Below are 21,893 nucleotides of genomic sequence, written 5' to 3'. Positions count from 1 at the left end.
CGTTTTCGAAACGTAAACTAGTTGGTATGACGACTGCCGCAAATACATCAACCGGTGAAACCCCGGATTTGACCACTACTGCTGGAAAGCTGGCCGATCTGCGAGCCCGTCTCGCAGAGACCCAGGCTCCAATGGGCCAGGCCAGCATTGACCGCGTCCACGACAAGGGCAAGATGACCGCTCGTGAGCGCATCGAGTTCCTCTTGGACGAGGGCTCGTTCGTGGAGGTTGACGCTCTCGCACGTCACCGCTCCAAGAACTTCGGCCTCGATGCCAAGCGCCCTGTCACTGACGGTGTTGTGACAGGCTACGGCACCATCGATGGCCGCCAGGTCTGTGTCTTCTCGCAGGACGGCGCCATCTTCGGTGGCGCGCTCGGTGAAGTCTACGGTGAAAAGATTGTCAAGATCATGGATTTGGCCATCAAGACCGGTGTCCCAATTATCGGCATCAACGAGGGTGCTGGTGCCCGCATCCAAGAGGGCGTTGTTTCCCTCGGCCTCTACTCCCAGATCTTCTTCCGAAACACCCAGGCTTCTGGTGTTATCCCACAGATTTCCCTGATCATGGGCGCCTGCGCTGGTGGCCACGTCTACTCCCCGGCTCTGACCGACTTCATTGTCATGGTCGATGGCACTTCCAAGATGTTCATCACCGGCCCGGACGTTATTAAGACCGTCACTGGCGAAGAGGTCACACAGGAAGAGCTGGGTGGCGCTGGTACTCACATGAGCACCTCCGGTACTTCGCACTACACCGCCGCTGATGACGAAGACGCTCTGACTTTCGTTCAGGAATTGGTCAGCTACCTGCCGTCCAACAACCGCGCTGAGGCTCCTCGCATGGAGGCTGAGCCGTTCGAGGGCTCCATCGCTGACAACATCACTGAGACTGACCTCGAGCTCGACACGCTGATTCCGGACTCCCCAAACCAGCCGTACGACATCAAGGACGTCATCACCCGTCTGGTCGACGACGAGGACTTCCTGGAAATTCAGGAGGACTACGCACAGAACGTGGTCATCGGCTTCGGTCGCGTGGAAGGTCGCTCGGTCGGTTTCGTCGCCAACCAGCCGATTCAGTTCGCTGGCTGCCTCGACATCAAGGCATCCGAGAAGGCGGCTCGCTTCGTCCGCACCTGTGACGCCTTCAACATTCCGATCATCATGCTGGTTGACGTTCCAGGCTTCCTGCCGGGCACCAACCAAGAGTTCGACGGCATCATCCGCCGTGGCGCCAAGCTGCTGTACGCATATGCTGAGGCCACCGTCCCGAAGATTACCGTCATCACCCGTAAGGCCTACGGCGGAGCTTACTGTGTGATGGGCTCCAAGGACATGGGCGCTGACATCAACCTGGCATGGCCGACCGCTCAGATTGCGGTCATGGGTGCTTCCGGCGCTGTCGGCTTCATCTACCGCAAGGAGCTCAAGGCTGCTGCAGCCGAGGGCAAGGACGTCGTCGCACTGCAGAAGGAGTACGAGGCAGAGTACGAGGCCACCCTGGTCAACCCGTACATGGCTGCTGAGCGCGGCTTCATCGACGCCGTTATCCCGCCGAGCGAGACCCGCGGTCAGATCATCGAGGGTCTGCGTCTGCTGGATCGCAAGGTTGTTAACGTACCCGCCAAGAAGCATGGGAACATTCCGCTGTGACCGATTCCAAAAACACCCCAGCAACCGAAGACAAGGACGCCGCTACAGCCCCGGCTGCACCGTTCATGTCCGTCCTCAAGGGCAACCCGTCAGACGCTGAAACCGCCACGCTCGCGCTTTTGTTCGCAGGTATGGCAGCAGCCGGCGGTGCCCCAGAGGACCGCGGCCCGCGCAACAACTGGGGTCGGCTGGAAGAGGGTTTCCACCAGCCGCACCAGCACGTACCGGGCACGTTCCGCAACGTCCATTTCTACTAGTACAGCTACCGCTTACCGCGTAGTCGTTACCGCACGCTAGCTGCGTCGATTCGCTAGCACAAAGCGCCACCATCGGGTTTTCCGATGGTGGCGCTTTGGTTTTTGTTACTGCCTTAGCCTTGACCACTGCTTATTACTAGCGCTGTTCACCCAGCGACTCGCCATCAAACTCGTCATCGAGCTCCCGGTCCAGCCGACGCTGATCACGGTTGCGAGCTACCGGCCACACCACCTTGAACAGGAAATACACAAACGCCAGACCGATGGCAGCACCCACCACAGCGCCGGCAATGAATCCCCACGATTCCGATAGTGCCCCACCAGCGCTTGCCTCAGAGAGCATTTGCACTCTGATAAAACCAATCAGCCACAGCCCAATGACGGCTACGAGTGCTGCAATCTCGCCTTTTGTAAGACCATTAATCTTCGGCATTGGCACTTGACGTCGCAACCACCGCTGCGAAAACAGGAGTCCAACCAGCGGCATCAAGATGATTGCCACTGTCACGCCCACCATCTTTGGCTCTGGAATGAGCCAAATCAGTACCGTTGCAAGCACGTAATTAGCCCACATCATCATTGTGAACCCGTACGTGTAGGACTTATGCAGCAACATCTGCTGATACTCATCGTCCACCGTGGCGCTGTTGCGTTCAATTACGACATCCGCATAGGACATTGTCAGTATCCTTCCTCACCAAAAATTTCTTCGACTGTTTTTCCCAGGACCTTGCAGATACGCAACGCCAAATACACCGAAGGCGAGTAATTTCCCCGCTCGATATTTGCAATGGTTTGCCGCGAGACCTCCACCTTCGCGGCTAAATCCGCTTGGCTCAGCTCCAACCAGCGTCGGTATCTCCTGACCTGGTTCGAACGTTCTTCCCCACTCATCTGTGTACTTTCTTTAACTTGATGTCCACTTTACTTTACATCACTAGAAGGCAGCCGCCATCTAAAAAATCTGCCTGTTCTTACAATCGGGCCAACCCCACGCATGTTTGCCACAAAAATTAGGCTTTACGATTCCGCCCTCACTAAAATCACTAACTATGAGCAGCCCCCGAATCGTCTTGGCTTCCACTTCCCCTTCGCGACTGCACATTCTGCGCTCTGCAGGCATCGAGCCCATCACAGTAGCGCCCAACGTCGACGAGGATGCCGTAATCACAGCCCTTCCGGACGCATCGCCGGTACGCATCGTCGAGGAACTCGCGCAGGCCAAGGCACACGCTGCCTCTCCGGCCTACCCCAATGACATTGTCATTGGCGGGGATTCAATGCTGCTTCTCGACGGGCAGTTGCAGGGCAAGCCCCACACGGAAGAAAAGACCATTGAGCGCTGGCACCAACAGAGCGGCCGGACGGCTGAGCTGATTACTGGTCACTGTGTCGTGACACCAAAGGGCGAGCACCTTGAGGTGGCGATTACTTCCCTCGATTTCGCTGAAGTCCCAGAAGAGGACATCCGTGCCTACGCTGCGACGGGCGAGCCACTGAAGTGCGCTGGCGCGTTTACCTTGGAGGCTCTAGGCGGCTGGTTTGTCGATGGCATCAATGGCGACTCATCCAGTGTGATCGGACTGTCGCTACCTGTCGTGCGCCGAGCTCTGTATCGCTACGGCTATTCGGTCTCCCAGTTCTGGAATCGGTAGGCATCGCAAGGACGTCGTAAAGCAAAAACCGCACCAAATTGGTGCGGTTTTCCTAGCTGTTGAGACTACTTGTTAGCAGCCTCAACGCGCTTGATGGCCTCCTGAGCAACAAGCTCCTGGATACCCATATCCAGCTCGGAGGTGAAGCCAACACAGGAGCAGTTGATCTCGCCGAGAACGTAGGTGTCCTCGCCGTTCTCGCCGTCTGCCAGCATGAAATCAGCGGTCCAGATCAGCGGGATATTGTCGCCACCGAGGTTCTCGGCAATGACCGGGCGAGCCTCAGCAAACATGTCGATGAGGTCCTGCCACTCTTCCGGCTTGTTGTAGGTGTACTTCGCGCCAGAGAACAAGGTTGCGGAGAAAGCGTCGCCGCCCTCGGCCGGCTTCTTGTGAACCACGAAGACCGGGTGCGGACCGACCAGCAGAATGCGAATTTCGCCTTCGGTGATGCGCGGCATGAAGCGCATGTCCACGAGCATGCCGTTATCGCCGATGATGTACTGGTCGCAGAAATCCATGAACTCGCCGAGCTCGCGAGTCTCGGTGTGATTGTCCACGGCCTCGGTGCACTTCAGCTTGGTGTTTAGCGGCAGCGGGGTGCCCGGCTCAACGTTCTTAGCAACCTCTTCGTCAGCGATGCGCACGCGCCAGATGCCGGATCCGGTGGAGCCACGGTTCTGCTTAAGGACGCGCTCGCCGTAGGACAGGGAGGTCGGGAAAGTGCTGTGGAATGCCTCGACGTCGTAGTAAGCAGCGGTGTCAGACGGAACCAGGTCAGTGTCCTTGAGCTTGACCAGTGCGTCCTTTGCGCCGTAGGCCATCATCTCGCCCGGGGTGGACATACCAACCAAACCAGCGACCGAGAGACTGGTCAGAAGCTCGAAGTAGCCCCTCTCGCCACCCGGGATGTTGCCCGGGTTTACGCGGGAGATGTAGCCGTCGAAGTTCTGAGAGACATAGTCGTACAGGTCGTCCTTCCACTCCGGTCGGTAGTAGACGACCTCAGCGGACCAACCGGCTTCGCGGATAGCGTTGACGATTGGCATGGTGTCCTTGCGGTGTCCGTCGAAGTACTTGTCCGAGCCGCCCTCGATCTCGAATACAACAATGTTCTTGTGCACAGGCACTCCTTTTAAGAAAATACATGGACTTCCGGCACTCAATTGTCTCCGTAACGCAGCGAATACCCAGGCAGATAGCCTATTTCAGCCCATTTTCCGGTGATACGAATCAACACAGTTTTTGCGCTAACTCTCAGCTAAATTTTAGGGCACTACCTGGACTCCAAGCGCGCTGAAAACACTCCTTTTACCCCCAACTGTGAGGCGTATCCCAGGGGTGGCCGCGGACGCAATTGTGACCGTCGGAAAGCGCTCACACCGGGGACTATTCCGCCGTTCGCCACGCGACCCGTAAACTAGATATGCAATTGACGATAAACGTCAGAAAGTCCCACCCACCCAACTTGCGCCAAGGGAGTATCCGATGGCTGTTCCGCACGACCCGCACCCCCAGTTCCAGCAGTACGCCCACCCTGAGCGCCTCGTCTCTAGCTCCTGGCTTGCTGCCCGACTGGGCTCTCCCGGTCTGCGCGTTGTTGAATCCGATGAGGACTCACTGCTCTACGACATTGGACATATTCCGGGCGCGGTTCGCATCGACTGGCATCACGACCTTAACGATTCCGTGCGCCGCGACTATATCGACGCCGAAGGCTTTGCCGAGCTCATGCGCGAGAAGGGCATCTCGCGCGATGACACCGTCGTAATCTACGGCGACAAGTCCAACTGGTGGGCCGCCTACACACTCTGGGTCTTCGAGCTTTTTGGGCATCCCGACGTGCGCCTGCTTAACGGTGGCCGCGATGCCTGGATGACTGAAGAACGAGACACGAGCTTCGAGGTCCCCAATTACCCACGCACTGACTACCCTGTCGTCGAGCGCGACGACAAGACACTGCGCGCCTACTTCAGCGATACACGTGAGCTCATTGGAAAGGCTCCGATTATCGACGTGCGCACTCCGGAGGAGTATGCCGGTGCACGAACCCACATGGTCGATTACCCACAGGAAGGCGTCCTGCGTGGTGGCCACATTCCAACCGCGGTAAACATTCCATGGAATCAGTCCGTTCACCCGAACTCGCGTTTCCGCGATCGCGAAGAGCTCGAGCAGATTTACGCGCACGTCCAATTTGAAGATGAGGCGATTGTCTACTGCCGCATCGGCGAGCGCTCCGCGCACACCTGGTTTGTACTGCACCACCTGCTCGGCCACGAGAATGTTCGCAACTACGACGGCTCGTGGGTTGAGTGGGGCAATATGATTGGCATGCCCATTGCCCACGGTTCGGAGCCGGGAAGCCTGTAGGCGATCGACGCAACCGGTGGGCGCTTCCCCCACCGTTTTTCCAGCGTCAGCGGCTGACGCTACACCGGAGATTTAGTTTCCCCCTGCCGCCCCCAATCAAGGGGGCGGCTCTTGCACTCTTGGGTGATAATTTTAACCACAAACCTAGGTTTTTGGGCGGAAAATAGCCACTTCAGCTGCCCCCATGACCACTTGAACGCTGCTCAAGACCACAATCCCTACCCCCTTATGTAGCGAGCAAAAAGAGGTTGCTTACCGCACCTGTGACACAATGGAGACATTGGGTCACACGCTGTTAGCTACCGCGTGGTGAACCGCATTGCGGTTCACCACTCAGTTAACTGCAGTGCTGCTTGTGATTCCTACAAATGACTGTCGCAACCTTGCCCCGAGGGCCAATTCTCGGGGTGCCCACGAAAAATGGAGGATTTCGTGTCCGAGCAGACCACTGAAAAAATCACGAAGGTTCTCGTCGCCAACCGTGGCGAGATTGCCGTTCGCGTTATTCGCGCTGCGAAGGACGCCGGCATTCCTTCCGTCGCCGTTTACGCTGAGCCGGATGCGGACGCTCCTTTCGTGACCATGGCGGATGAAGCTTTTGCTCTCGGTGGCACCACTTCCGCTGAGTCCTACCTAGTTTTCGACAAGATTCTGGACGCCGCAAAGAAGTCCGGCGCTAATGCCATCCACCCGGGATACGGCTTCCTGTCGGAGAACGGCGACTTCGCTGAGGCTGTTGAGAACGCTGGCCTGATCTGGATTGGCCCGTCACCAGAGTCCATCCGCGCCCTGGGCGACAAGGTCACCGCTCGTCACATCGCGCTGAAGGCTGACGCTCCAATGGCTCCAGGCACCAAGGAGCCAGTTAAGGATGCAGACGAGGTCGTCGCGTTCGCTAAGGAGCACGGTCTGCCAATCGCCATTAAGGCCGCTTTCGGTGGCGGTGGCCGCGGCATGAAGGTCGCACACAAGATGGAAGAGGTCGCCGACCTCTACGAGTCCGCTACCCGTGAGGCCGTTGCGGCCTTCGGTCGCGGTGAGTGCTTCGTAGAGCGCTACCTGGAAAAGGCACGCCACGTCGAGTGCCAGGTTCTCGCTGATAAGCACGGCAACGTCGTTGTCGCCTCCACCCGTGACTGCTCGCTACAGCGTCGTTTCCAGAAGCTCGTCGAGGAAGCACCCGCTCCGTTCCTGACCCCAGAGCAGGATGAGCGCCTGCGCCAGTCCGCTAAGGACATCTGCCGCGAGGCTGGCTACTACGGTGCGGGCACCGTTGAGTACCTGGTTGGCGCTGACGGTCTGATTAACTTCCTCGAGGTCAACACTCGTCTACAGGTGGAGCACCCGGTCACCGAGGAAATTACCGGCCTCGATCTGGTCCGCGAGCAGTTCCGCATTGCTGAAGGCAAGGAACTGTCCATCAAGGAAGACCCGGAGATGCGCGGTCACGCTTTCGAGTTCCGCATCAACGGCGAGGACGCCGGCAGCAACTTCATGCCGGCTCCGGGCACCATCACCAAGTACGTCGAACCGTCCGGCCCGGGTGTCCGCATGGACACCGGCATCAAGGAGGGCGACGTCATCGGCGGCCAGTTCGACTCCATGCTGGCCAAGCTGATTGTTTGGGGCGAGACCCGCGAAGAGGCCCTACGCCGCTCCGCTCGTGCTCTGTCCGAGTACCAGGTTGAGGGCCTGGCAACGGTCATTCCGTTCCACCGCCACATTGTGGAGAACCCGGCGTTTGTCGGCGATGGCGAGAAGTTTGACGTCTACACCAAGTGGATTGAAGAGGAATGGGACAACCCGATTGCTCCGTACGACGGTGACTCCGACGCTGACACCGACACCGTTCCGGCTCAGAAGGTTGTCGTCGAGATCGACGGTCGCCGCGTCGAGGTAGCCCTGCCGGGCGACCTGGCTCTGGGCGGCGGCAACGCTGGTGCCAAGAAGAAGAGCAAGAAGAAGCGCGCTGGCGGTTCCAAGAAGGCCGCTTCCGGTGACGCTGTGGTTGCTCCGATGCAGGGCACCGTCATCAAGGTCAACGTCGAAGAGGGCCAGGAAGTCTCCGAGGGTGACACCGTGGTTGTCCTTGAGGCCATGAAGATGGAAAACCCAGTCAAGGCTCACAAGGACGGCGTTGTCACGGGTCTGGCTACCGAGGCTGGCTCAGGTGTCGGCAAGGGCGATGTCCTGATGGAACTGAAGTAGTTCTAAAGCTCTAAGCGGGGCTGGTTGCGATGGGATTCGCAGCCAGCCCCGCTTGATTCTTTTCAGCCCCTCCCCCGGCGCCCTTAAACACTGTTCAGGACGTCTAGAGTGGACGGTATGGAACCCATGGAAGTAAATGCCGGCCGCTTCTACTGCCGTCCGCTGCGCCACGATTCCCGCGTCGATGACGCCCCGGTCGCAACCCAATTACTCACAGAATTGGTCCCTGACTCCGTCGCCGAGTTCCTTCGGAACTCCACCACCGAGTGGGAAAACGACACCGCCTACCGCTTTGCGGTTGCTGAGCAGACGAACGTCGAGATGCTCGCATTAGCGACGGTCGAGGTCATCGATGCCGACCATGTCAGCATCACCGTCCGCCCCGCCGGCGATCCCGCGCGCGTGTTGCCTAACGACGATCAGGTCCTCACCAAGGTAACCGTCGCCGACGGCGTCGAAGCCGCCGAAAAAGCCCTCCACCGATGGGCAGAGGGCTTCTTGGGTAAGAAAGTCAGCTAGCCGAACTAGCGCGGCTGCGACTGCTCAGTCCTAGGCGCCGGAGCGCAGCAGGTAGATATCCATAATCCAACCGTGCTCCGCACGTAGCTCCTTTTTCAGCTCCGCAATCTCTTCGCCGACATCGCCAACACGACCACGGCGGAGCGTTTCCAGCTCCGTTCCCAGGAATGCACCCCAGAGAATCTCTTCCTCCGGGTCCGCGTGCTCGAGCCAGGCTGCCCCACCATCGAGCATTACCACCGCATCCGTACCAGGCGCGCGCTCCCCCAGGCGCCGACCAGTGGTAATCAACACCGGCTTACCAATCTGGTTCAGGCACTCTCCATGCGCTGCGGTCAGCGCGGAAATCGCTGTCACACTGGGGATAACTCGCGAACGCACGTCCACTCCAAGGTCGCGGACGCGCTGCAAAATCCGCAACGTTGAGTCGTACAAGGAGGGGTCCCCCCAGACCAAGAACGCACCGCGGCGCTTGCCCTCTCGTCCGAGGTGAGCGACGAAGGCGTCGGCAAGCAACTCTGCACGGCGCTGATGCCAGTCACGGACGACTGCGCCGTAGTTATCGGGCGTGCGGTCACGTGGCGGGTCGGGAACGGCAACGAGTTCGACATGCGGCGCATGCTTATCGACGATCGCCTGTCGCGCAGCCAACAAGTCCGCTTTGGCATCGCCCTTGTCGAGAGCAAAAACTACGTCGACATCAGCAAGAGCACCGATAGCCTCGAGCGTAATGTGGCTCGGACTACCGGCGCCGATTCCGATGACGTCTACATCGACATACCCGCTGTATACAGGGCTCTCAGCCTGAGTGCGGGTGGCGTCGTTTCGACTAGTGATTGGTCGGATCTCCCTCGTAACCGAACTGTTCAGCCATCTCATCCGGAGACAGGCCAGCCATCGAACCCTGGAGGTTAGCCGAAGCGGCCTGCTTCAGGTAGATCTCGCAAGCGTTGGCCATGTACTTGGAGTCGTACACGTTCATCTCCAGAATCGGAGTCAAAGAGCCATCATCTTCCATGCGCGAAACCAGAAGGTGCGGCTTGTCTGAGTCCGTGGTCATGGAGCACTTAATCTTGACACCGTTGACATCCGTGAAAGTTGGCTTAATCATATTGTCATCCTCCTCCAAAACAGCGACCGGAAAATAAGTAGCGCTGTTGCGACCGCAAGCGCAAGAAAGTCGCTCGTTATAAACCATGTTAGCCGGATTTTCAACGGCACCGCCGGGCGCAAAAACGCATGGGGGTAATAGGGGGCTTCCTGCATGTTTGCATGTCAGGCCGAGGACCCAATTGCCACTAGAGCTCGCAGATGCGTTAAGGTTATGAGGTAATTTTTCCGGGAGCTGTTGATAGAATTTTGCCGCTACTTCCCCGGAAGATGTTTGCCCTAGTAGCTCAGTGGATAGAGCACGGCTCTCCTAAAGCCGGTGTCGGAGGTTCGATTCCTCTCTGGGGCACAATGTGAAGTCTCGAGACATCGTTCCGGTTATGTCTCGAGGCTTCCTTTATTTTTGTTGCCCGGGGTGGGGTTTAGTTCGTTGTCTTTTTGGTTGTAGTAGATCTTGTCTGAGGTCAGTGTGTAGTGGGCTATGTGTTGCCCCGTGGCGGTGATTTTGATGTCTGCTGTGTTGTCTACGCACATGATGGTGATGGGCTCTCCGGCCCATCGGCGTCCGATATAGAGGCGTCTGAGTTGTCCGCCCCACCGCAGTGTCGTTTTGCCGTTTTTGGCGACTTTGTCGGTGCGCAGGCGGTAGTCATGAGTCTTGTTTCCTGGGCGGGGGTGCGCTTTGGGTAAAGCGTTGTAAGCCTCCGCAGGGGTACATCGGTTGAGTGCTCGGTGGGGGCGTTTGTTGTTGTAGTAGTCGATGATGTCATCGAGTTGTTCGTTGAGGTTGTCGATGTCTCTAGCTTGGGGTCTGTTACGTAGTGCCAGTTTGAGTGTGTAGTGGAATCGTTCAACTTTCCCTTGGGTTTGCGGGTGGTAGGGTTTGCCGTTTTTCTGTTCAATTCCTAGGTCTAGGAGGAGTTGTTCGAAGCCATTGCGTGCTGGGTTGGTGCGGTCGTTGCTGGTTGTGAATGCTCGTCCGTTGTCGGTCAGGGTTGATTGTGGGTAACCGTGGATGGTGGCTGTGTAGGTGAAGGCTTCGATGACGTGGGTATCGGTTGCGCTGTTAAAGGCTTGGCAGTGAAGTACATAGCGTGAGTGGTCGTCGAGGATTGTAAGGATGACGACGCGTTAGTGGCCTGCGATGGTCCAGTCGCTGTAGTCCATTTGCCATGTTTCGTTGGGTTGGTCTGCTTGGAATCGTATCCATGAGCTGCGGGGACGTTTTTGTGGTTGGGGTGTGATGTGTCCGTTGTTTTTGAGGATGCGATGGATCGTTGCTGTTGCTGGCAGTGGGGTTGTGTCTTCTTGCTCGAGGTGCCAGCGGATGGTGTGGGCTCCCGCGTCGGTGCCGCGGTTGGTTAGTTCGTAGCGTAATTGGAGGATGCGGTCGACTACGTCCGGGGCGGTAGCGCGTGGATTTGTATGAGGGCGTTTTGATTTAGGGGTCAGTGCCTCGATGCCGCCTTCGGTGTAGCGCTTTTGTAATGTTCGGATCCAACGCGTTGTCACTCCGAAGTGTTGGGCTGCTTCGGTTTGGGTCATGCCGGTGGCGAGCATGGTTTCGATGATGATTTTCGGAGCTGGTTTCTCCATGGTTTCAGCATGGAGGAACGATGTCGCGAGACATCAGTTTCGGCGTGTTTGGGGCAACTGTGGTGTGTTGCCGGGCACATCGTTTCTCGCCGGAACGATGTGACGAGACATGATGGTTCTCGGCACCGGAACGATCTCATGAGACATGCGGAACGATGTCACCGAACCAGACACTCTCTGGGGCACAAATACCCTCGCGACCTTTTACATATAGGGCGCGAGGGTTCTTTGTTTTTCTGACGCCCGACCACTACGCCCGCGCCCTCTCCTGAGAACACATCGCCCAACATCCTCCAGCAACACTTGTGTTAGGCTTACCTAATCGTATGGCGTGTAGATTCCGCCAGTACAAAACAGCCCAAGACTTGTTGAAGGACAGTGACAACTATGGCTGGCCTAGCTAAAGCAGCAGCACCGAAGCGTAAGCCCCGCAAGGCACACGAGGCAACCGTTACTGGCCGTCGCCAGATCTCTCCAGACCTTGTTCGTTTGAGCATGAACTCGCCTGCATTTGTGGGCAAGGAGCTGCAGTTTACGGACCATTACATCAAGTTGCTGTTTGTGCCAGAAGACGCTGATTACTCTTGGCCTTTCGATATTGAGCAAATTCGCGCCGAACAGCCGCGAAATAAGCTGCCGATTACCCGCACCTACACTCTGATTAATCTGGACTCCGAAACCGGCGACTTCGATGTCGACTTCGTCACCCACGGCGATTCCGGCCTGGCTGGGCCTTGGGCACGGGTAGCTGAAGTCGGAGACAAGCTTGGCTTCTTAGGGCCAGGTGGCGCGTGGGGGCCTGCGGCAGAATATGAACACTTTGTACTCGCCGGCGATGAGTCCGCAGCACCAGCTATCAGCGCCGGACTGAAGCACCTCCCAGAAGGCACGACTGCAACCGCATACATCGAAATCGAAGCCGAAGATCGCAAGTTTGAGCTACCAACCCGAGAAGGCGTGGAAATCCATTGGGTTCTCCGCGACGGTGCAACCCACGGCACAGAGCTATCCCACGCGGTGCGCGAGGGGGGTATTCCAGAGGGTAAGAAAACTAGCTGGTTCATCCACGGTGTCGCCGAGATGATTAAGGAACTGCGTCGCTTCCTCTTCGTTGAATCTGAGGTCCCGAAGAAGAACGTTTCAATCTCTGGCTATTGGCGTATCGGCATGACTGAAGACCAGTGGCAGTCCTCTAAACGAGAATTCAACGCTGAGGTTGAGGCCGAGGAAGAAAAGGCCAGGGCCTGACGTTTGCCCGCGCGCGACAGTACTCACCAACTGTTCTTGGGAGGGCGAGCGGCTTCGAAGGGTGCTGTTGCAAAGTTGGGGCAGTAGGAAGAGCGACGTGAAATAGTCACAGCCATGGGTATTTTCTCCGGTCGTCATTTCCCCCCCCGTGACATCATTCTGTGGGCAGTGCGGTGGTACTGCCGCTACGGGGTGAGCTACCGCGATCTGGAGGAAATGATGACTTCAGCGGGGCGTGCCGGTCGATCACACCACGATCTACCGCTGGGTCCAGAAATACGCCCCTGAGCTGGACAAGCAAACACGGTGGTCCCGACAGGTAACTGACTGGCAGGCCAGTTCCTGGCGGGTCGATGAGACCTATATCCGGGTCGGCGGCAGGTGGTGCTATCTCTATCGGGCGATCACCGCCGGTGGTCAGACTCTGGACTTTTACCTCTCTCCGAAGCGGAACGTGGCCGCAGCGAAGCGTTTCCTGGCCAAGGCCCTCAGATCCAATGCGTCAGCCGGGTATCCCAGAGTGATCAACACCGATAAAGCACCCTCCCTAGCCAGGGCAATCGCCGAGTTGAAGTCAGAGGGAATCTGCCCGCCAACAGTGGAACACCGGCAGGTGAAATACCTCAACAACATCCTGGAAGGCGACCATGGTCGGCTGAAGCGGATCCTCGGTCCGAAAGGCGCGTTTAAGAACCGGACATCTGTATATCGGACGTTGAAAGGGATGGAGGCGATGCACTCATTGTGGAAAGGGCAAGGCGCGATGTTTGCCAACAGGCAACCGAACCCGGACGCGGTGATCGTCAACCGGGTCTTCGAGACGGCCTAACAACGCCCACACGCAGCGGCCATCAGGGAATGAGAAACTGAGTCTTCGCTGCTCTCCGCCCAACTTTGCAACAACACCCAGATTTTCCGGAAAGCGGAGCTTACTTTCCCGGTTTAAGGTGTAAATATTTAAGGGCGGCGTGTAGTCTTCTTCTCTGCTCGCTTATTCAAAATGAACCACACGACCTGAATAGCAAAGGGGATAAGGTAGGCAAATACTAAGATGACGACATTTAATAACCTCAACTCAGTGGTTTGCTGAGCTCCTGCCGCATCCTCTGCTCGCACCAACAGCAAGGCGGAAAGTGCTATAAAGCTCAATACCTCCATGAGGGTAACCGTCCACCACAGAGCCCATGACAGTTTCACAAGTTTCTACCTTTCCCGCTCAAAAATCCTAGTAGGCGTGGGGGTAAAGTGAAGTTATTCCCCAAACGACAATCTAAGAAAAAAATTTTTCCTATAAAAAGATTGCAGGGGGAATTGTAGTAAAATACCGTGCCCCATCAGGGATGGTTCAAGCGCTCTGACTACACGACAGGTATAAATGTCACTTACACTTTGGCGTGCGTTTACCGCGTGTGGAAGATAACGCAGAGTCGTTAAAAGACAATCCTTCCCTAGTTCAGGCCACGCTATTTACTCTTATCCCACGCTGCTTTAGGAGTTTTCAGCGCCCGATACACCGTAGGCCGGGTGACTCCGAATTCCCGCGCCAAGGCTGCTTTCGACTCCCCCGCCAATGTACGCTGCTTAATCTCCGCCACCTGCTGCGGACTAAGAGCGGGTTTGCGGCCTTTGTACTTGCCTGCCTTTTTCGCCAGCGCAATCCCTTCCGCCTGGCGCTCGCGGATAATGGCCCGCTCAAACTCCGCAAACGAACCCAAAATACCCAGCATTAAATCCGCGCGCGGATCCGTGGCGTCTTTCGCAAAGATAAGATTCTCATGCAGGAAAGTAACGGTCACACCCTTGTCGGTAAGTTCATCAACAATGCCGCGCAGATCTGTAAGCGAACGGGCGAGACGGTCAATCGACGAGACGACGAGTTCGTCGCCGTCGCGCACATACGCCATACACTCGACAAGCCCAGGGCGGGCAGTCTTAGTGCGGCCGGAAATCTTATCTTCAAAGAACCGGTCAATCCTGCCGGAAGCATTGAGTAGTTCTTTCTGACGCTGATTATTCTGCTCCACCGTGGAAACACGGATATAGCCCACCCGCTGCCCATGCGAACCAGAGTCATTGGCCATTAGTCTTCGCCCCGCGAGGGTGTAAAGGCAGCATTCTCCTGGGCGATGACCGCATCACGATACGACTCAACCACTCGCGCCAAGTCAGACAACTGTGCCCCGTCGAGACCATCAGCGTCAGCAAGCAAGGATTGCACAATCCTGCCCAACGCCTGCTGCCCCGAGACAACCCACCATGCAGATCTTTCACGCGCGCCAACGCGGGCACAGAGTCAATATGACTTTCAATATGGAAACCGTCAGACGATAACACCGCACTCCCCACTTTCTGTAAACATAAGTCCTAGACCCCACTAGACACGTGTAAAACAATGCTAGAAACGGCCCTATTTTACAGGCAACATTCCGCCACGGACACGTGTAACAATAGGGTGTACCCCAGAGCGCGAATCAGCATGGACCTATAAAGCGACTATCCTATACCGGTCTGGCCACCGGCGGTGATCGCCCGATAGAGGTAGCATCACCTGCCGCCGACTCGGATATAGGTCTCATCGACCCGCCAGGAACTGGCCTGCCAGTCAGTTACCTGTCGGGACCACCGTGTTTGCTTGTCCAGCTCACGGGCGTATTTCTGGACCCAGCGGTAGATCGTGGTGTGATCGACCGGCACGCCCCGCTGAAGTCATCATTTCCTCCAGATCGCGGTAGCTCACCCCGTAGCGGCAGTACCACCCACTGCCCACAGAATGATGTCACGGGGAGAAATGACGACCGGAGAAAATACCCATGGCTGTGACTATTTCACGTCACTCTTCCTACTGCCCCAACTTTGCAACAGCACCAATAAACTGGCGCCCCGGTTATAAGTTGGGGCGCCAAGTCGATGTGCTCGAGTCGGGGGATGTTAGTGGCCGGTGTCAAGCCGGCCAGACAGTCGGTTCAGCCGGTCCTGACTGGGGCCGTCGAGCCCGATAATGGACACGGTTTTGCCTCTGTCCTGGAACTTCTGCGTAATCGCGTCAAAGGTCGCGACCGTGGAGGCATCCCAGATCTCCGCCTCAGTGAGATCAATAGTGATATGACGGGCAGAATCGGTGTAATCAAAGCGATAAACCAGGTCATTGCTTGATGCCCAAAACAACTGGCCATGCACCCGGTAGGTACGAGTATCAATCTCGCCATCGCCGTCGCCGTCGATATCGGAGACCTTTTCAATGGAAACGATATGTGCCACCCGACGGGCGAACATGATCATCGCGGTGACCACACCCAGCACCACACCAATGGCCAGGTTGCTGGTGGCTAGGGTCGCAATAATCGTCACGGCCATAACAATGGTCTCAGAGACCGGCATGAGTTTAAGGGTGCGTGGATGCACCGAGTGCCAGTCGATGGTGCCGACCGAGACCATGATCATGATTGCCACCAGCGCAGCCATCGGGATCATGCCAACGATGTCGCCCAGTGCCAGGACCAGGACCAGCAGGAACACACCGGCTAACAGGGTGGATAGGCGGGTACGTGCCCCGGATTCGCGGACGTTGATCATGGTTTGACCGATCATCGCGCAGCCGCCCATGCCGCCGAAGAAACCGGAGGCAATATTAGCCACCCCCTGTCCCCAGGATTCGCGAGTTTTATCGGAATGAGTGTCGGTGATGTCATCGACGAGCTTGGCGGTCATCAACGATTCCATGAGACCGACCACGGCCATGGCCAGGGCATAAGGCGCGATGATCTGCAGGGTCTCCAACGTCCACGGCACGTTCGGAATAAACAGGGACGGTAAGGTCTCCGGCATCTTGCCCATGTCCGAGACCGTCGGGACAGTCAAACCGGCGGCAATGACCAAACCGGTGAGCACGATAATCGTGACCAGCGGGGCGGGGATCACACTGGTGAGCTTGGGGAAGAAAATCATGATCACCACACCCAAGCCGACGAGTGGGTAGACCATCCAAGGCACATCAATGAGGTGTTCGAGTTGGGCGGTGAAAATCATAATGCCCAGTGCATTGACGAAACCCAGCATCACCGATCGGGGGATAAAACGCTGAAGTTTCGCCACACCGAGGGCTCCGAGCACGATTTGTAGGACACCGCCCAACAAGACGGTGGCGATGAAATAATCCATCCCGTAACCACGCGCCACAGGAGCAATGACTAGGGCAATAGCCCCGGTGGCGCCGGTGGTCATTGCCGGGCGGCCACCGGTAAAGGCGATCGCAATGGCCATGACTACCGAGGAAAACAGACCCATGGCTGGGTCAACACCGGCAAGGATGGAAAAGGCAATGGCCTCAGGGATCAGCGCCAGGGATACCGCCAGTCCGGCCAGAATCTCTATACGGATACGGGCGGGGGAAGAAAATGCGTAACGGAAGGATGCGATGATCCCGGTAGGGGCATCAGCGCCGTCTGGACTCAGGAGGGGGCGGGGGGCCGCCGTGCTAGTTTCAGTCATAGATGTCCAATCTTTGAGGGGATAGGTAACTGGGCGAACGCCCGAAAGGAATCCAACCCTCTAGTAACTTTAGGTTTGGTGATGGTGGTCATGGTAGCGGGAGTTTTACTCAACCGCCAACCCAGGCACAGGAACCCGTGGGCAACATCACCGTGAAGGAGAACAGGCAATGCAAAACAGTAATTTCAAGATCGGCGAGGTCGTTGACCAGACTGGGTTGTCGATTCCCACCTTGCGTTATTATGACAACGTCGGCCTGATTACCCCATCGGGGCGTAGCCCTGGTGGGTTCAGGCTTTATAGTGAGGCTGATGTACGTCGTGTTTTGCTGGTGCGACGGATGAAACCGCTGGGGTTTACTCTGGATCAGATGCGAGAATTCCTGGAAGCTGCGGAGATTCTTCATAGTTCAGATGGCGGGCAGGACAGTGATCCCGCACAGCAGGCACGGAGTAATGCCAAGGCCACCCTTGCCGACATTCGTGAGGAGACGCGCACCCGCTACGAAAAGCTACGCAAGCAAATTGCCTACGCTGAGGAATTCCTCGATCTGGTCAACACCCTGGCACCCTAAAGTGCCCCCATCCTTCGCAGGGAGAAAGAGACCATCCGATTGAATGCGCTCGGTCGAGTCGCGTTCCAGATGAAGTGGACGAACGCCCGCGGCCTCTCCGGAGTGGATGGCGATAGTGCAGAGGACTTCTGAAATCCGTGCAGACGACTCCTCAAAACGACACAGTCATCCAAGGTCACATAATCGAAAATTGTCACTTAACCCGTTATTTTACCTACGCGGTGCTGTTGCAAAGTTGGGCCAGGGTCGAAAAGCCTACCCTCAAGACATTAGTTGTCCTTGCTCCGGGGTGCTTAAGCTGTCTCGAATATCCGGCTGACGATCACCGCGTCTGGGTTCGGGTGCCCGTAGGTAAACATCGTGCCCTGGCCCAACTTTGCAACAGCGCCGTCTAAAAGTATGTTCAGATCTCCTTGTTTAAGGATTGAAAACTGTAGTGTCTTGCTGTGGAGGCAGCAAGGTGGCGTATTGAGATGCCAAGTAAGTCCCGTCTTCCCACTTGGCTTTCAGCATCCTGGCGATACACATGACAGTGACATGGTGATCGCCTGCTCGGTGCAGAGATACCGCTTCTGATTGCGCACTGGCTCCGCTGACCCAAGTGTCCTCCACTAGCAGCACGTGCCGACCGGCGACTGCAGCAGGATCTATCACTGAAAAACGATCTGGGCTTATTGTGTGGGACGCGCCGGTGTTATCACCTGAAGATTCTAAAGCCGCTGGTGTGAGACGATTTCGGATATATGACCGAGAGCAGAATTGAGGGCACTAGCAAGTGCCCCACGGTCGCGTCCGGGACTGCGGTTGGTAGAGGGGACGTGAGTTATCACTTCTACCGGACTGACTGCTTGAGCAAGAGTTGGAAGATTATCTCGTAACGTGGTGTACCCTAACCGACTTAACTCAGTGTCCTAAATTGTTCATGACACGTGCAGTTTTATCAATCATGACCGCAACTTCGTGTTGCTCGTAAACATTTTGCATATTCCGGCCAAGGCTGACGTCTATCCACCCATTTGTGGCATGTTCTGACTTTGTCTCCGTTGCAGCTATGGCATCAATGATATTGCTTTGGTCTTTCCAACGGGCATCATTCAAAATGTAGACCACGGCCTTGTCCCAGGCCTGCTCAAAGCTTGGCTCCCTACCGTAGAAGAACGTTGTCTTTAAAGTCGGCGAATATACGCGAAATTCAAACATGTACCTTATTGTAAAAGTGGGGTGTAATCAACTTTTACAAGTGTTATCTGTCTCGGAGAGGATAAGAATCAGAGCATGATCCTCTACGTCCGGTTCCTACCCCAGATCATTCCCACCGAAAGCCGCCGCCAACCGGCCTGACCTCGCTCACTCGCCGGGCCACGGCATCACCATGGGGCTTGACCCTCGAGCCGGGAGCCCGGGTGCTTGCCAAGGTCCAGCGAAGCTCTCCTGCTGCCGTGAACTATGTCGCGGTGGACATCGCGTCCTACGAGACGGCCGATGAAATCAGGGAATTCCTGGCCGGAAATGGGGCGTCATCCCTGGCCTTTGCCTCTGATACCGATACGCGGCTCATCACCGCCTACCGGATAAACCAGGTAAGCACCGCTGTAATCCTGGACGCCGCGGGCACGGAGGTCTTCCGTGCCGTGGAGCCGGGTGCTGCGTAACTGCAGACGGCACTGGCCGCGGCGGGAGCCGGCTCAGTGAAGCCCCTTAGCCTGCGGCGGGCTCAGATGTAACTGCAGATTTGTTCAGCATCGCAGCGCTGAGGGTCGGCCACCTCGGCGGTTGCATATTGTTCGGCCACGGTCACCCGGAGCGCGGTGAGCTCCGCGATTTTCCGGTCCAGGTCCTGCAACTGTTTCCCCAGGACATCCCGTACGTGGGTGCAAGGCGTCAAACCGCTATCGCGGATCCGCAGAATGCCCTGGATCTGCGCCAGGGTCAGCCCGGCGATTTGGCTGCGGCGAATGAATTCGAGGCGGCTGAGGGTGTCGTGGGTGTAGTCACGATAGCCGTTGGCCGAGCGCTCAGCCGGTGGGAGCAGGCCCCGGTCCTCATAGAACCTGATCGTCTTGGTTGTTATACCGGCAGCATCAGCAACTTCACCGATTCGCATTTCGGGTCCTCATCTCGTTCCAAAAAATCGCATATGACCCTTCCATCGTACTGGAATGTTCCGCATCGGCACCCGCAAACCAACAGGTCCCGTCGCCAGCTTGACCTTCCCCCTTAGTGGAAGGTTGATAATGGGGTGTGACGTACTACTGGCCGTCCGGTTTCGTGTTGGGGTCCCCTGTCGGGGTCCCGGACACGAGCCGGACATATGAAGGGATGATCATGTCAATAAAAGTGAAGGGCCGGGAGCGCTCTGGCCTGGTGCTTGCGGCAGGCACTCTGCTGTCCTCCCTTGGTGTTGTGATGGTGGCGCTCGTGTGCTGCGGGGTACCCGTTCTGACGGCTGCAGCCGGTGTTTTCGCCGCGGCCGGCGCAATGGCCGGCAACCTCTGGTTCATTGCCGCCGCAGCCCTTGCCGCGGGGGCCCTGCTCCTGCGGGCGCAGCGTCGGGGCAGCCCGGGGACGGATTGTTGCGCCCGTTCCCGCCCGGGGGCCAGCCTGTCCGCGGGTTCTACTCCAACACCTCATTCATCGTCGGAGCAGGAGCGGTCCGGGCAGTCCCGGGCCGGTGCTTCTGAGGATGCGGGGTCACAGGGATGACGGGTGTTTTGGGTCTGGCCTTTCTGACCGGAATGCTTGCCACGGTGAATCCATGCGGGTTTGCGATGCTGCCAACCTATCTGGCGTATTTCATTGGTTCAGGCCCCGGTGCGGGACGGAAGCGGCCGTTGCTTGCAGGTCTTCAGGCCGGGGTTGCCCTCAGCGCCGGTTTCGCCACTGTCTTTGTTACGGCCGGCCTGCTCGCCGCTGTAGGCCTGCGGTCGGTGGCGTCGGCGCTTCCCTGGGCGGCGGCGCTGATCGGAGCGGTTATTGTGGTTGCCGGCCTTGGCATGGTGTTCGGATGGCAGCTGCCCGGGGCGAGGTTGAACCTGCCCCGGATTCTGAAGACGGACGGGACCAGTTCGGGCCTCAGGGCGGTCTTTGGCTACGGGGTGGCCTATGCGGTGGCTGCGCTCTCTTGCAGCCTGGCCCTGCTGCTGGCTGTTGTCGCCCAGGCTGTGTCCACCGGGAGCCTGGCCGGGCTGCTGGCGGTCTTCGCCGCCTACGCCTTGGGCTCCTCGGTGGTGCTGGTCCTTCTGTCCCTCGGTGCAGCGGTAGCGCGGGACGTCCTGGCACGCCACGTCCGAAGGATCCTGCCGTTTGTTAATCGTCTCGGCGGAGCCGCGCTTATCCTCGCAGGGATCTACCTGTTGCTCTACTGGGTTCCGGCCCTGTCCGGCGGGCAGGCCGGGGAGATCATGGGCGGGACGGTCACCGAAGCCAGCGTGGCGCTGTCCGGTTTCATCTCGGGCAACTGGCCCATCATCACCCTCACCGCGGTGGCCGCCGTCCTCGCCGCCGCGGCCCTGGCCCTGCGGCGCCGCAGTAAAAGCAAGGCACAGGACAACAGCGCAATCACGGATGGGGCTGAGAGCAGCGACAGCACCGAAGCGTGCTGCGGCCCGGAACATCTTCTTCCCGACACGGCGCCAGGGCGCACCAACCAGAAAGGAAACCCATGACAACGACCAGAAACCACCGGCGGATCTTCACCATTACTGCCGTCGTAGCGGCCGCGGCCCTCATCCTGGTCCTGGCCCTCACTGCGTTGAACCGCGGGAGCGAAACCGCTCCCGCCGCCGGGCCAGCGGGCGCAAACAACGTGGACAGGATCGAGATCACATCTGTGGACGGCAAGGCCCTCACCGTCCCTTCCACCCGCCCGACAGTGCTGTATTTCATGGCGAGCTGGTGCTATACCTGCGTTCCGCAGGCAGAAGCGATGAAGGAACTGGAACAGGAATATGCCGATAAGGCAGACTTCGTCGCCGTGGACGTGACGCCGGAGACCACAAAAACCCAAGTGGACCAGTTCCGCGAAATGGCCGGCACACCCGGATACCCCTTCGTTGTCGACCGGACCGGGGAACTCACCCAAAAGTACGCGGTCACATCCCTGGACAGTACCGTCGTCATCGCACCTGACGGTGACATCCTGGGCCGGGCCGATTCCCGGCCCATGAAGGCCGATGCCCTGAAGGAATTTCTTGACACAACACTTCCGTAG

The 21,893-nt window shown here is 57.7% G+C and carries 23 protein-coding genes, 1 tRNA gene and 4 pseudogenes; 14 read left to right on the top strand and 14 right to left on the bottom strand.

What is annotated here, in order from left to right; all coding sequences use genetic code 11:
• Positions 1-26 precede the first annotated feature (26 nt).
• Positions 27-1,655: an acyl-CoA carboxylase subunit beta gene (locus QP981_RS02405; protein ID WP_016423283.1), complete on the top strand. Its 1,629-nt coding sequence runs from the start codon at positions 27-29 to the stop codon at positions 1,653-1,655.
• The gene (locus QP981_RS02400) at positions 1,652-1,912 is read left to right on the top strand and encodes an acyl-CoA carboxylase epsilon subunit (RefSeq protein ID WP_016423284.1); all 261 of its coding nucleotides are present in this window, start codon (positions 1,652-1,654) and stop codon (positions 1,910-1,912) included. The genes QP981_RS02405 and QP981_RS02400 overlap by 4 nt, the downstream gene beginning before the upstream one ends.
• 136 nt (positions 1,913-2,048) lie before the next feature.
• On the opposite strand, the gene QP981_RS02395 is transcribed toward QP981_RS02400, so the two are convergent.
• Together QP981_RS02395 and QP981_RS02390 are read right to left on the bottom strand one after the other, a co-directional pair.
• Positions 2,049-2,591: a hypothetical protein gene (locus QP981_RS02395; RefSeq protein WP_049193052.1), complete on the bottom strand. Its 543-nt coding sequence runs from the start codon at positions 2,589-2,591 to the stop codon at positions 2,049-2,051.
• Positions 2,592-2,593: 2 nt separating this feature from the next.
• Positions 2,594-2,806: a helix-turn-helix transcriptional regulator gene (locus QP981_RS02390; RefSeq protein WP_048733637.1), complete on the bottom strand. Its 213-nt coding sequence runs from the start codon at positions 2,804-2,806 to the stop codon at positions 2,594-2,596.
• 158 nt (positions 2,807-2,964) lie between these two features.
• Here QP981_RS02390 and QP981_RS02385 point away from each other — a divergent pair, with 158 nt between their 5' ends.
• Complete coding sequence (locus QP981_RS02385; RefSeq protein WP_016423286.1) at positions 2,965-3,567, top strand: Maf family protein; 603 nt, start codon at positions 2,965-2,967, stop codon at positions 3,565-3,567.
• Positions 3,568-3,632: 65 nt separating this feature from the next.
• Here QP981_RS02385 and QP981_RS02380 read toward each other — a convergent pair whose 3' ends face one another.
• Positions 3,633-4,691 carry a Cj0069 family protein gene (locus QP981_RS02380; RefSeq protein WP_016423287.1) on the bottom strand — a complete coding sequence of 353 codons (1,059 nt, stop codon included), beginning with the start codon at positions 4,689-4,691 and terminating at the stop codon, positions 3,633-3,635.
• Between the two features lie 364 nt (positions 4,692-5,055).
• On the opposite strand from QP981_RS02380, the gene QP981_RS02375 reads away from it, so the two are divergent.
• The 3 genes from QP981_RS02375 (at position 5,056) to QP981_RS02365 (ending at position 8,667) form a co-directional block, all read left to right on the top strand.
• Positions 5,056-5,940: a sulfurtransferase gene (locus tag QP981_RS02375; RefSeq protein ID WP_069359651.1), complete on the top strand. Its 885-nt coding sequence runs from the start codon at positions 5,056-5,058 to the stop codon at positions 5,938-5,940.
• A gap of 420 nt (positions 5,941-6,360) precedes the next feature.
• Positions 6,361-8,148 carry an acetyl/propionyl/methylcrotonyl-CoA carboxylase subunit alpha gene (locus QP981_RS02370; protein ID WP_284857797.1) on the top strand — a complete coding sequence of 596 codons (1,788 nt, stop codon included), beginning with the start codon at positions 6,361-6,363 and terminating at the stop codon, positions 8,146-8,148.
• Between the two features lie 117 nt (positions 8,149-8,265).
• Positions 8,266-8,667: a hypothetical protein gene (locus tag QP981_RS02365; RefSeq protein ID WP_284857798.1), complete on the top strand. Its 402-nt coding sequence runs from the start codon at positions 8,266-8,268 to the stop codon at positions 8,665-8,667.
• Between the two features lie 30 nt (positions 8,668-8,697).
• Here QP981_RS02365 and cobF read toward each other — a convergent pair whose 3' ends face one another.
• Both cobF and QP981_RS02355 read right to left on the bottom strand, forming a co-directional pair.
• Positions 8,698-9,546, bottom strand: a complete 849-nt coding sequence (cobF, locus tag QP981_RS02360; protein ID WP_284857799.1) for a precorrin-6A synthase (deacetylating) — start codon at positions 9,544-9,546, stop codon at positions 8,698-8,700.
• On the bottom strand, positions 9,497-9,778 hold the full coding sequence (locus QP981_RS02355) for a cg0963 family protein (RefSeq protein ID WP_016423292.1): 282 nt from the start codon (positions 9,776-9,778) through the stop codon (positions 9,497-9,499). The genes cobF and QP981_RS02355 overlap by 50 nt, the downstream gene beginning before the upstream one ends.
• Before the next feature lie 275 nt (positions 9,779-10,053).
• On the opposite strand from QP981_RS02355, the gene QP981_RS02350 reads away from it, so the two are divergent.
• A tRNA-Arg gene (locus tag QP981_RS02350) sits at positions 10,054-10,126 on the top strand.
• 29 nt (positions 10,127-10,155) lie between these two features.
• On the opposite strand, the pseudogene QP981_RS02345 reads toward QP981_RS02350, so the two are convergent.
• Positions 10,156-11,373 (bottom strand): annotated as a pseudogene (locus tag QP981_RS02345) (IS481 family transposase).
• A gap of 387 nt (positions 11,374-11,760) precedes the next feature.
• On the opposite strand from QP981_RS02345, the gene QP981_RS02340 reads away from it, so the two are divergent.
• Positions 11,761-12,621 carry a siderophore-interacting protein gene (locus QP981_RS02340; protein WP_201813159.1) on the top strand — a complete coding sequence of 287 codons (861 nt, stop codon included), beginning with the start codon at positions 11,761-11,763 and terminating at the stop codon, positions 12,619-12,621.
• Between the two features lie 114 nt (positions 12,622-12,735).
• Positions 12,736-13,450, top strand: a pseudogene (locus QP981_RS02335) (IS6 family transposase).
• A 128-nt stretch (positions 13,451-13,578) separates the two neighbouring features.
• On the opposite strand, the gene QP981_RS02330 reads toward QP981_RS02335, so the two are convergent.
• The 5 genes and pseudogenes from QP981_RS02330 to QP981_RS02310 all read right to left on the bottom strand — a co-directional run bounded on the left by QP981_RS02330 (position 13,579) and on the right by QP981_RS02310 (position 17,109).
• Positions 13,579-13,818 (bottom strand): DUF3923 family protein, encoded by a 240-nt coding sequence (locus tag QP981_RS02330; protein WP_284857800.1) that lies wholly within the window; start codon positions 13,816-13,818, stop codon positions 13,579-13,581.
• Between the two features lie 266 nt (positions 13,819-14,084).
• Positions 14,085-14,702: a recombinase family protein gene (locus QP981_RS02325; RefSeq protein ID WP_284857801.1), complete on the bottom strand. Its 618-nt coding sequence runs from the start codon at positions 14,700-14,702 to the stop codon at positions 14,085-14,087.
• Positions 14,702-14,839 carry a hypothetical protein gene (locus QP981_RS02320; protein ID WP_162488989.1) on the bottom strand — a complete coding sequence of 46 codons (138 nt, stop codon included), beginning with the start codon at positions 14,837-14,839 and terminating at the stop codon, positions 14,702-14,704. The genes QP981_RS02325 and QP981_RS02320 overlap by 1 nt, the downstream gene beginning before the upstream one ends.
• Before the next feature lie 329 nt (positions 14,840-15,168).
• Positions 15,169-15,433, bottom strand: a pseudogene (locus QP981_RS02315) (transposase family protein); the annotation flags it as partial.
• A 116-nt stretch (positions 15,434-15,549) separates the two neighbouring features.
• Positions 15,550-17,109 (bottom strand): SulP family inorganic anion transporter, encoded by a 1,560-nt coding sequence (locus tag QP981_RS02310; RefSeq protein ID WP_070528177.1) that lies wholly within the window; start codon positions 17,107-17,109, stop codon positions 15,550-15,552.
• Positions 17,110-17,278: 169 nt separating this feature from the next.
• On the opposite strand from QP981_RS02310, the gene QP981_RS02305 reads away from it, so the two are divergent.
• A complete protein-coding gene (locus QP981_RS02305) occupies positions 17,279-17,683 on the top strand; it encodes a MerR family transcriptional regulator (RefSeq protein ID WP_005531126.1) in 405 nt (134 codons plus the stop codon).
• 293 nt (positions 17,684-17,976) lie between these two features.
• On the opposite strand, the pseudogene QP981_RS02300 reads toward QP981_RS02305, so the two are convergent.
• Positions 17,977-18,054: pseudogene (locus tag QP981_RS02300) on the bottom strand (IS6 family transposase); the annotation flags it as partial.
• A gap of 532 nt (positions 18,055-18,586) precedes the next feature.
• Positions 18,587-18,883 (bottom strand): hypothetical protein, encoded by a 297-nt coding sequence (locus QP981_RS02295; RefSeq protein WP_005531125.1) that lies wholly within the window; start codon positions 18,881-18,883, stop codon positions 18,587-18,589.
• 179 nt (positions 18,884-19,062) lie between these two features.
• Here QP981_RS02295 and QP981_RS02290 point away from each other — a divergent pair, with 179 nt between their 5' ends.
• Positions 19,063-19,335 (top strand): alkyl hydroperoxide reductase, encoded by a 273-nt coding sequence (locus QP981_RS02290; RefSeq protein WP_070624762.1) that lies wholly within the window; start codon positions 19,063-19,065, stop codon positions 19,333-19,335.
• A 62-nt stretch (positions 19,336-19,397) separates the two neighbouring features.
• Here the strand turns inward: QP981_RS02290 and QP981_RS02285 are convergent, their stop codons facing one another.
• On the bottom strand, positions 19,398-19,781 hold the full coding sequence (locus tag QP981_RS02285; RefSeq protein ID WP_369815758.1) for a heavy metal-responsive transcriptional regulator: 384 nt from the start codon (positions 19,779-19,781) through the stop codon (positions 19,398-19,400).
• Positions 19,782-20,008: 227 nt separating this feature from the next.
• Between QP981_RS02285 and merT the strand changes: the two genes are divergently transcribed.
• The 3 genes from merT to QP981_RS02270 are packed head-to-tail and all read left to right on the top strand — an operon-like array spanning position 20,009 to position 21,893.
• Positions 20,009-20,386, top strand: a complete 378-nt coding sequence (merT, locus tag QP981_RS02280; RefSeq protein WP_034973490.1) for a mercuric ion transporter MerT — start codon at positions 20,009-20,011, stop codon at positions 20,384-20,386.
• Positions 20,383-21,348 carry a cytochrome c biogenesis CcdA family protein gene (locus tag QP981_RS02275; RefSeq protein ID WP_005532162.1) on the top strand — a complete coding sequence of 322 codons (966 nt, stop codon included), beginning with the start codon at positions 20,383-20,385 and terminating at the stop codon, positions 21,346-21,348. Before merT ends, QP981_RS02275 begins: the two co-directional genes overlap by 4 nt.
• A complete protein-coding gene (locus QP981_RS02270) occupies positions 21,345-21,893 on the top strand; it encodes a TlpA family protein disulfide reductase (RefSeq protein WP_014316113.1) in 549 nt (182 codons plus the stop codon). The genes QP981_RS02275 and QP981_RS02270 overlap by 4 nt, the downstream gene beginning before the upstream one ends.

Origin of the sequence: Corynebacterium sp. MSK047 (assembly GCF_030232285.1) — a bacterium.
In the GTDB taxonomy this organism is placed as follows: Bacteria; Actinomycetota; Actinomycetes; order Mycobacteriales; family Mycobacteriaceae; genus Corynebacterium; species Corynebacterium jeikeium_D.
Note: the sequence above shows the minus strand (reverse complement) of the source record. Positions and strands in the feature narration are given on the sequence as shown.

Bases quoted from the DNA above. Each gene is read 5' to 3' on its own strand.
- QP981_RS02405 (WP_016423283.1), top strand. From the start codon at position 27: ATGACGACTGCCGCAAATACATCAACCGGTGAAACCCCGGATTTGACC.
- QP981_RS02395 (WP_049193052.1), bottom strand. From the start codon at position 2,591: ATGTCCTATGCGGATGTCGTAATTGAACGCAACAGCGCCACGGTGGAC.
- QP981_RS02390 (WP_048733637.1), bottom strand. From the start codon at position 2,806: ATGAGTGGGGAAGAACGTTCGAACCAGGTCAGGAGATACCGACGCTGG.
- QP981_RS02385 (WP_016423286.1), top strand. From the start codon at position 2,965: ATGAGCAGCCCCCGAATCGTCTTGGCTTCCACTTCCCCTTCGCGACTG.
- QP981_RS02375 (WP_069359651.1), top strand. From the start codon at position 5,056: ATGGCTGTTCCGCACGACCCGCACCCCCAGTTCCAGCAGTACGCCCAC.
- QP981_RS02370 (WP_284857797.1), top strand. From the start codon at position 6,361: ATGGAGGATTTCGTGTCCGAGCAGACCACTGAAAAAATCACGAAGGTT.
- QP981_RS02365 (WP_284857798.1), top strand. From the start codon at position 8,266: ATGGAACCCATGGAAGTAAATGCCGGCCGCTTCTACTGCCGTCCGCTG.
- cobF (WP_284857799.1), bottom strand. From the start codon at position 9,546: ATGAGATGGCTGAACAGTTCGGTTACGAGGGAGATCCGACCAATCACT.
- QP981_RS02355 (WP_016423292.1), bottom strand. From the start codon at position 9,778: ATGATTAAGCCAACTTTCACGGATGTCAACGGTGTCAAGATTAAGTGC.
- QP981_RS02340 (WP_201813159.1), top strand. From the start codon at position 11,761: ATGGCTGGCCTAGCTAAAGCAGCAGCACCGAAGCGTAAGCCCCGCAAG.
- QP981_RS02325 (WP_284857801.1), bottom strand. From the start codon at position 14,702: ATGGCCAATGACTCTGGTTCGCATGGGCAGCGGGTGGGCTATATCCGT.
- QP981_RS02310 (WP_070528177.1), bottom strand. From the start codon at position 17,109: ATGACTGAAACTAGCACGGCGGCCCCCCGCCCCCTCCTGAGTCCAGAC.
- QP981_RS02305 (WP_005531126.1), top strand. From the start codon at position 17,279: ATGCAAAACAGTAATTTCAAGATCGGCGAGGTCGTTGACCAGACTGGG.
- QP981_RS02295 (WP_005531125.1), bottom strand. From the start codon at position 18,883: ATGTTTGAATTTCGCGTATATTCGCCGACTTTAAAGACAACGTTCTTC.
- merT (WP_034973490.1), top strand. From the start codon at position 20,009: ATGTCAATAAAAGTGAAGGGCCGGGAGCGCTCTGGCCTGGTGCTTGCG.
- QP981_RS02275 (WP_005532162.1), top strand. From the start codon at position 20,383: ATGACGGGTGTTTTGGGTCTGGCCTTTCTGACCGGAATGCTTGCCACG.
- QP981_RS02270 (WP_014316113.1), top strand. From the start codon at position 21,345: ATGACAACGACCAGAAACCACCGGCGGATCTTCACCATTACTGCCGTC.